This is a genomic window from Nostoc sp. ChiQUE01b (assembly GCF_034531255.1).
GTDB lineage: Bacteria > Cyanobacteriota > Cyanobacteriia > Cyanobacteriales > Nostocaceae > Nostoc.
Genome location: NZ_JAVRBM010000171.1, coordinates 1 through 4923, shown reverse-complemented (window position 1 = coordinate 4923; position 4923 = coordinate 1). Strand labels below are relative to the sequence as shown.

Here is a 4923-nt window from a genome sequence, read left to right as displayed (position 1 = left end):
GCACCAAAGGGTAACGAACCCATCAAAAAGTTTAGTTTCTGAATTTTTAACTCCCATCGGGAGAACTTGGATCAAGATAGGAATATCCAAATCACATTTCCAATTTTCTATTTCTTTTTGAAGTTGGGCAATAGTGTCTTGATGGAATCCTCGGTCGTTGTTGGAACACTGAACAAGTAAACATCCATTATCAGAATCTTTGACTCGCTTGATTGAAAAATTAATCTGCGTCCACATTGATTGGACTTCATTGAAAATATTAGGCAAACCATAGTGATTGCCTAATATTGCCTTTCGGCGTTTCGATTCACCCATAAGTCCCCCTCAGCAATACAAATTTTGACAAGGATGACGAAGAAGATAAGGAATCTTCTGACGACGAGTAAGCTCAATAGCGCTCAGACTAACCCTCTGGGGGTTATTAACTACTAATACTATTGTAACGATAAACCAAGGGTTTCAAGCATTTTGCAGTTGCAGGGGTTGAGGAAACAAGCTCCCACCGTATCTGTCATCCTTGCAGGAAAAGCTGCCAGCAGTTGAGAGAGTACAACCTTGTTTGGAGACAGCAAAAGTGACGATACAGCTAGTAAACAAGAGGTTAATCCAACAAAGACACAATGCAACAATTAACTCGGTGTATGAAAGCGGTAAGCGTTCGCGGACTCTCTTATATATAATATGGCGAATGTATTGTTATTGGTAGTAGGAAGGAGAGCTTTTCACCCAGACATTATGGTTGTGATAAAAATCACCACGTTGTTCTAATGTAAACCCACCAAGCAATAATCCCAACCAGACTTCTACCATCGGCATTTGCAACCCACGTTGCAGTTTAACTAAAGAAATCTCATCTTTGACATTTATCAGGTGGTTAGCGATGGCGCTGTGCCATTTTTGGACATCCTCATCTGATGCCAAATTGCGAACATCTTCTAAAGTTGTCACCTCATCAAGCATTGCCAAAACATTCGCTTTTTCAACAGGTGCTGCTACAGAATCACCCAACTCAGTAGAATGTGAAAATTGGTGTGGCCTATGCGGTCTAAAGGTTTGTGGTGTTTGCGGTTCAATTAAATCATCTAAATCTAGGTGCATTGTTGTCCGCACTAGACCAGCAAAGAGATCGGTGCTAACAATTGGCCCCTTTGGGTTATTGAGATCGCGGGTATCTTGCAACAGCACTTCGGCACGAGACTTGAGAATATCCGCAATTTGACTGAAGGCAAGCGCTGCGGTTGATAACTGTGCCTCCAAAGGTAATTTTTCCAACTCGGCATCTAAACATTCCCACATCGGTGCTAGTGTTGATGTCGTTGGAGATTCGGACAACTCATCTAATACATCCCAGATGGTTAATTGACGATATGTGGTCATCTCTAGGATTGTGGATGTAGAGGACAAGGACGCACTGGGCAGTAGCTTGAGGTAATTTCAAACATATCCTTATATTGATATAGTGAAACACCGTATTGTTTAGCAAAAGACTGCAACACCTGATCTGTATAGGCGCGGATCTTGCCAGCCGTTAGCCCAAAACAGTGAATTGGTTCTAAGCGACAAATAGGCTGTTGTCTCAGCCAGAGTTCTGCGCCCAAGGCGTGCAATGGTTTATCCCCTGGTTCTTTATACAAATACAGCACTGCAAAATATGTTGCTGGTGGTTCGACTGTTACTGAATCAATTTCTGCTGAATTCTTCTGGGAGCGGTGGCGATAGAATGAGCGGCGATTGTGGCAGACTTTGGGATTCCAACACCCGTCCCCTTGTGGCCCATGCAGCACCTTAGCCTTAGCTGCGGGTAGTTTGGCGCATAGCTGACATTTAGGATCTAACGGCTTGGGCATAGTCTACTCTGTTTCCTCTTCACCAATCGCACGATAGTAGGCAGCGATGCCTATCGCGGCGATCGCCTGGAAGCACAGTGGAAGTAACACCCAAAATTGTATGTGACTTCAAGTAGAATTTGCCCAAGACGGAAGGTAAAAGTTGTCCGCCTCGTCAACAAGAAGGATGTAGGGGGTAGGGTGTGGGGTGTAGTGAAGATTGCATCTTCATAGGGCTTGGAACCCCTACCAATGCAATCGCTTTAAAAAGGCGGGGCTTGTACTCAAGGGTGGTTGGGGCTATATATCCTCTACACCCCACACCCCACACCCTACACCCCGCCCCAACGGGGCTTGTTCACTTGACACGATCTGTATCTTTGGATATCATTCAACTATATGGTTGAATCAAATGTAGCTCTTGATAAAATTTTTGCTGCTCTGGCTGATGTGACGCGGCGAGACATTCTGAAGCGGGTATCAACAGCAGAACATACGATCGGTGAATTAGCACAACCCTATGCGATGTCTTTTGCAGCGATCGCAAAGCACATCAGTGTGTTGGAGAAAGCCGGACTGATTACCAAGCGTCGAAGTGGTAAGGAGAAAGTTATTCAGATTCAGCCGAAAACTCTCAAAGTAGCCGCAGCGTATCTGGGCGAGTATGAAAAAATCTGGAGTGCCCGCTTTGATGCTCTGGAAAAACTACTAGAAGATCGATAAGAAAGTAGCAGGAGGGTAGTATGGCAAATCTGACAGTAACAGTTCCAGAAAATTCACAAAATATCTTCGGTACTGTCACAATCAAGGCTCCGTTAGAAAAGGTATTTGAAGCATATACCAAAGAGGAACTGTTTGCTAATTGGTGGTGTCGCGGTAATTCAATGAAAGTGTATCATTTCGATTGTCAAGACGGTGGCAGTTGGCACATTGCTGAACAATCAGAAGATGGTAACGAGTATGAGTTTAGGGGCTGTTTTCATGAAGTCGCTCTAGATAAACGAATCGTGCAGACATTTGAATTCTTGGGGATGCCGGAACGTGGGCATGTCATGCTGGAAAAAGCTGAGTTTGTCGCAATTGATGAACATACAACTGAGATTCGTACCCATAGCACAGCAATGAGCCAGTCAGACCGTGATGGCATGGTTGCCAGTGGCATGGAAAGCGGCTGGCGGCAGTCCGTTGAAGCTCTGGGCAAGCTTTTAGAACCAAACGATTAATTACAACTCGCTCGTAGGCTTGACATTTACCAAAGCGATCACTGAGGTAAATGTCAAGCCGATATTTGTAAGCAGATAAAAAAGTTCAACAATTCTAGTCTCTCAAAGCATTGATTTAGAGTGGTTGGGTGCAAGTCCCGTGAAAATAAGTTGAACAATTTGGGGCTTTAAAGGCATCAATCTACTACTTTTTCAACACAGAGACACCAAACTCAAATAAAAAAATTGAACAATTAGGAGAGTGATGCTTTGAGAATGTGGGCGCGATGTACAGGCTCTTTCGAGCGATTTATGGACGGATGCCTGGAGCGGGGTAAAGCACCTAACAGAAATTGTTGGACTTTATTATTTATTGTTGAACTTTTTTATTCCTCTACACCTGCATCTGAATCACCCGCTTTGTCTGATCTGCTACGGTCGCATCAAGGGTGACAATTGCGATGGCTACGCCGACCAAAGGTACGCGGTATCCGATTGATTTAATTATGGAATATTCTGTCAGCTAAAATCCAGAAAGTGTATCCTTGTAGTAAAAGCAAACGTCTATGCAAGTTACATTTGACTTACCTGATGAAGTTGTCAATCAGCTTCAACCTTTTGCAGACAAACTGCCTCAAATCCTAGAGTTGGGGTTACGAGAACTGAATGCGATCGCTCAGTCAGGATTTTCAGGTATGGCAGAAGTCGTAGAATTTCTGGCAAGCCTACCCACTGCTGAAGCCATTATTGCCCTGCGTCCCTCTGAATCCCTGCAAGCTCAAATTAACACTCTGGTAGAAAAAAATCGGACGGTAGGTTTAACCGCAACAGAAGAGCAGCAATGGCAAGGGTATCAATATTTAGAGCATATTGTCAGAATGGCTAAGGCTAGAGCCTTCTTGAAGATCAAAGAAGCTGACGCAGAATGAGCAAAACCTATATTCCTGTAGCTCTCCGAAGACAGGTTTATGAACGGGCAAAAGCTTGTTGTGAGTATTGTCTGATTCCTGATGTCGCTACCTTTGCGCCTCATGAGATTGACCACATCATTGCTGAAAAACATAGTGGACGGACTGAAGCGGAAAATTTAGCCCTATCCTGTACTCTGTGCAATAAGCACAAAGGAAGTGATCTCGCCTCTGTCGATCCAGAAACCGGAAAAATCGTACCCTTGTATCATCCTCGCCAAGACATCTGGCATGAACATTTTCGCCTGAGTGGGTCTGAATTTGTACCTTTAAGCCCCATAGGTCGGGTTACGATTGGGTTATTGCAGTTAAACCGTCGTGACAGAGTTGAGGAGCGTCAGCTTTTACTACAAGCTGGAATAATCGCTCCATAAGGTCGGCGATCGCCTCAATGTCCCAAGCTCTCACATTATGCTTCAAGTTACATCGTAATACAAGGTTACAACACAAAATAAAGTACCCTTATCTTTTATCCGATATAATCTCCGATAAAAACTAGTTCCCCCCAGACACAACACTTTCACCAACATGCGATCGCGGGAAGCATGTTGGCAACGGAATAGAAACTATTGCGCTGCCGATAAATTCTGCTTGTCTTTGGTATCGCCTTTGATGCGTAATCCAAGCGATAACCATTTACAGGGTGCTAACTTTCAGTTATAGTTAGCCGTAACTTATTATAGGCACAATTCAACTATAGCTTTGACTGAGTGCAAAGATAGTTTACAAAAGTTGCTCAGGCGGTTGCCACAATATTGGTTTAACCGGGTTCCCCGGCAAAAAACAAGTGGCACTCCAAGATGAATACCACGTTTTTAAACGTGGGTTCCGTTCTGACTGGTTCGGTTGCGCCATCGAAATATATTAGACTTGTTCTCGGTGCAAAACTCCAAACCTTTACGACAATTGATGTACATCAAATATAAG

At 43.9% G+C, this 4923-nt stretch carries 7 protein-coding genes; 4 read left to right on the top strand and 3 right to left on the bottom strand.

Annotation, left to right across the window (positions count from 1 at the left end):
• The 3 genes from RMY63_RS41125 to RMY63_RS41115 all read right to left on the bottom strand — a co-directional run.
• On the bottom strand, positions 1 to 315 hold a 315-nt coding region (locus RMY63_RS41125), incomplete at its 3' end, for a hypothetical protein (RefSeq protein ID WP_322734181.1).
• A gap of 381 nt (positions 316 to 696) precedes the next feature.
• Positions 697 to 1377 carry a hypothetical protein gene (locus tag RMY63_RS41120; protein WP_322734180.1) on the bottom strand — a complete coding sequence of 227 codons (681 nt, stop codon included), beginning with the start codon at positions 1375 to 1377 and terminating at the stop codon, positions 697 to 699.
• A gap of 2 nt (positions 1378 to 1379) precedes the next feature.
• A complete protein-coding gene (locus tag RMY63_RS41115; protein WP_322734179.1) occupies positions 1380 to 1847 on the bottom strand; it encodes a hypothetical protein in 468 nt (155 codons plus the stop codon).
• A gap of 378 nt (positions 1848 to 2225) precedes the next feature.
• Between RMY63_RS41115 and RMY63_RS41110 the strand changes: the two genes are divergently transcribed.
• From RMY63_RS41110 to RMY63_RS41095, 4 genes are all read left to right on the top strand, one after another.
• Entirely contained in the window at positions 2226 to 2549 is a 324-nt protein-coding gene (locus RMY63_RS41110) for an ArsR/SmtB family transcription factor (RefSeq protein WP_109013061.1), read from the top strand.
• Positions 2550 to 2569: 20 nt separating this feature from the next.
• On the top strand, positions 2570 to 3049 hold the full coding sequence (locus RMY63_RS41105; protein ID WP_322734178.1) for an SRPBCC domain-containing protein: 480 nt from the start codon (positions 2570 to 2572) through the stop codon (positions 3047 to 3049).
• Positions 3050 to 3594: 545 nt separating this feature from the next.
• On the top strand, positions 3595 to 3957 hold the full coding sequence (locus RMY63_RS41100) for a hypothetical protein (protein WP_292697153.1): 363 nt from the start codon (positions 3595 to 3597) through the stop codon (positions 3955 to 3957).
• Positions 3954 to 4370, top strand: coding sequence for an HNH endonuclease (locus RMY63_RS41095; protein ID WP_322734177.1), 417 nt, complete (start codon positions 3954 to 3956; stop codon positions 4368 to 4370). Before RMY63_RS41100 ends, RMY63_RS41095 begins: the two co-directional genes overlap by 4 nt.
• Positions 4371 to 4923 lie beyond the last annotated feature (553 nt).